Origin of the sequence: Flavobacterium bizetiae, assembly GCF_902804475.1 — a bacterium.
Taxonomy (GTDB): Bacteria; Bacteroidota; Bacteroidia; order Flavobacteriales; family Flavobacteriaceae; genus Flavobacterium; species Flavobacterium bizetiae.
The window spans coordinates 1-2,785 of the sequence record NZ_CADCSU010000006.1; the positions used below are offsets into that span (position 1 = coordinate 1).

Genomic DNA, 2,785 nt, shown 5'->3' on the forward strand with positions numbered 1-2,785 from the left:
AAAAGAAAGGCGACGACATACTCTCCCACATAACTGCAGTACCATCTGCGCAGGCGGGCTTAACTACTCTGTTCGGGATGGGAAGAGGTGAGCCCCGCCGCAATAACCACCTTAAGGTCGTTGTTACTTGAGGTAACTTTTTTAATTAACAATTGATAATTCACAATTCATAATTAAAAACAATATCTTAACATACTGAGATAAAGAAAAGTACTTTTATTTACTATTTTAGAAAGTTTCTCCCCCCGATTTGCATCGGGGGAAAAGGGTGTACATAAGCTTACGGATTATTAGTACTACTCGACTATGACATTACTGCCTTTACATCTATAGCCTATCAACGTGGTCATCTTCCACGATCCTTAAAAGAAATCTCATCTTGTGGTGGGTTTCGCGCTTATATGCTTTCAGCGCTTATCCCTTCCAAACGTAGCTACTCTGCGGTGCCCCTGGCGGGACAACAGATACACTAGAGGTTTGTCCAATTCGGTCCTCTCGTACTAGAATCAGATCCACTCAAATTTCTAACGCCCACAGTAGATAGAGACCGAACTGTCTCACGACGTTCTGAACCCAGCTCGCGTGCCACTTTAATGGGCGAACAGCCCAACCCTTGGGACCTTCTCCAGCCCCAGGATGTGACGAGCCGACATCGAGGTGCCAAACCCCCCCGTCGATATGAGCTCTTGGGGGAGATCAGCCTGTTATCCCCGGCGTACCTTTTATCCTTTGAGCGATGGCCCTTCCATGCGGAACCACCGGATCACTATGCTCTACTTTCGTACCTGATCGACCTGTATGTCTCTCAGTCAAGCTCCCTTATGCCATTGCACTCTACGCACGGTTACCAAGCGTACTGAGGGAACCTTTAGAAGCCTCCGTTACTCTTTTGGAGGCGACCACCCCAGTCAAACTACCCACCAAGCAATGTCCCCCACAATATGGGGTTAGGCCTCAGATAAACAAAGGGTTGTATTTCAACAATGACTCCACAACGCCTGGCGACGCCACTTCACAGTCTCCAACCTATCCTACACATCATTTATCCAAGGTCAATACTAAGCTATAGTAAAGGTGCACAGGGTCTTTTCGTCCCACTGCGGGTAAACGGCATCTTCACCGTTACTACAATTTCACCGAGCTCATGGCTGAGACAGTGTCCAGATCGTTACACCATTCGTGCAGGTCGGAACTTACCCGACAAGGAATTTCGCTACCTTAGGACCGTTATAGTTACGGCCGCCGTTTACTGGGGCTTCAATTCAATGCTTCTCCGAAGATAACATCTCCTCTTAACCTTCCAGCACCGGGCAGGTGTCAGGCCCTATACTTCATCTTACGATTTTGCAGAGCCCTGTGTTTTTGATAAACAGTCGCCTGGACCTCTTCACTGCGGCCCTGATTGCTCAGGGCGACCTTTCTCCCGAAGTTACAGGTCTATTTTGCCTAATTCCTTAGCCATGAATCTCTCGAGCACCTTAGGATTCTCTCCTCAACTACCTGTGTCGGTTTACGGTACTGGTACTAATTACCTGAAGTTTAGAGGTTTTTCTTGGAAGCCCTTAGGCGCACTATCTCTTTGTCCGAAGACTCCGAGTACTATCGTATTTCCCCAAGATCTGTGGATTTGCCTGCAGATCTTATAGGTAGGTACTTCAACGAACTATTCCGTCAGTTCGCGGCGCTTTCATCACTCCGTCACCCCATCACAGTAATTAGTAGTACGGGAATATTAACCCGTTAGCCATCGACTGTCCCTTTCGGGTTCGCCTTAGGACCAGACTAACCCACAGCTGATTAGCATAGCTGTGGAAACCTTAGTTTTTCGGTGTGCGGGTTTCTCGCCCGCATTATCGTTACTTATGCCTACATTTTCTTTTCTAACCAGTCCAGCATACCTTACGATACACCTTCAACCCTGTTAGAATGCTCCCCTACCACTTACAGTAAACTGTAAATCCATAGCTTCGGTAATATACTTATGCCCGATTATTATCCATGCTCGTCCGCTCGACTAGTGAGCTGTTACGCACTCTTTAAATGAATGGCTGCTTCCAAGCCAACATCCTAGCTGTCTGGGCAGACAAACCTCGTTCTTTCAACTTAGTATATATTTGGGGACCTTAGCTGATGGTCTGGGTTCTTTCCCTCTCGGACTTGGACCTTAGCACCCAAGCCCTCACTGCTGTGAAACATTATATAGCATTCGGAGTTTGTCAGGAATTGGTAGGCGGTGAAGCCCCCGCATCCAATCAGTAGCTCTACCTCTATATAACTTTATGCACAGCGCTGCACCTAAATGCATTTCGGGGAGTACGAGCTATTTCCGAGTTTGATTGGCCTTTCACCCCTACCCACAGGTCATCCGAAGACTTTTCAACGTCAACCGGTTCGGACCTCCACTGTGTGTTACCACAGCTTCATCCTGCCCATGGGTAGATCACACGGTTTCGCGTCTAACACTACTGACTAAAGCGCCCTATTCAGACTCGCTTTCGCTACGGATCCGTGGCTTAACCACTTAACCTTGCCAGCAACGTTAACTCGTAGGCTCATTATGCAAAAGGCACGCCGTCACCCCACGAAAGGGCTCCGACCGCTTGTAAGCGTATGGTTTCAGGATCTATTTCACTCCGTTATTCACGGTTCTTTTCACCTTTCCCTCACGGTACTGGTTCACTATCGGTCTCTCAGGAGTATTTAGCCTTAGCGGATGGTCCCGCCAAATTCAGACAGGGTTTCACGTGCCCCGCCCTACTCAGGATACCACTATCTATTATACTTG

General features: G+C 47.9%; 2 rRNA genes (1 of these 2 cut by a window edge). Both read right to left on the reverse strand.

Features of this window, described 5'->3' with window-relative positions:
- Positions 1–4 precede the first annotated feature (4 nt).
- Positions 5–114, reverse strand: a 5S ribosomal RNA gene (gene rrf / locus FLACOL7796_RS00030).
- A gap of 156 nt (positions 115–270) precedes the next feature.
- A 23S ribosomal RNA gene (locus FLACOL7796_RS00035) occupies positions 271–2,785 on the reverse strand; it runs 468 nt beyond the window's last position.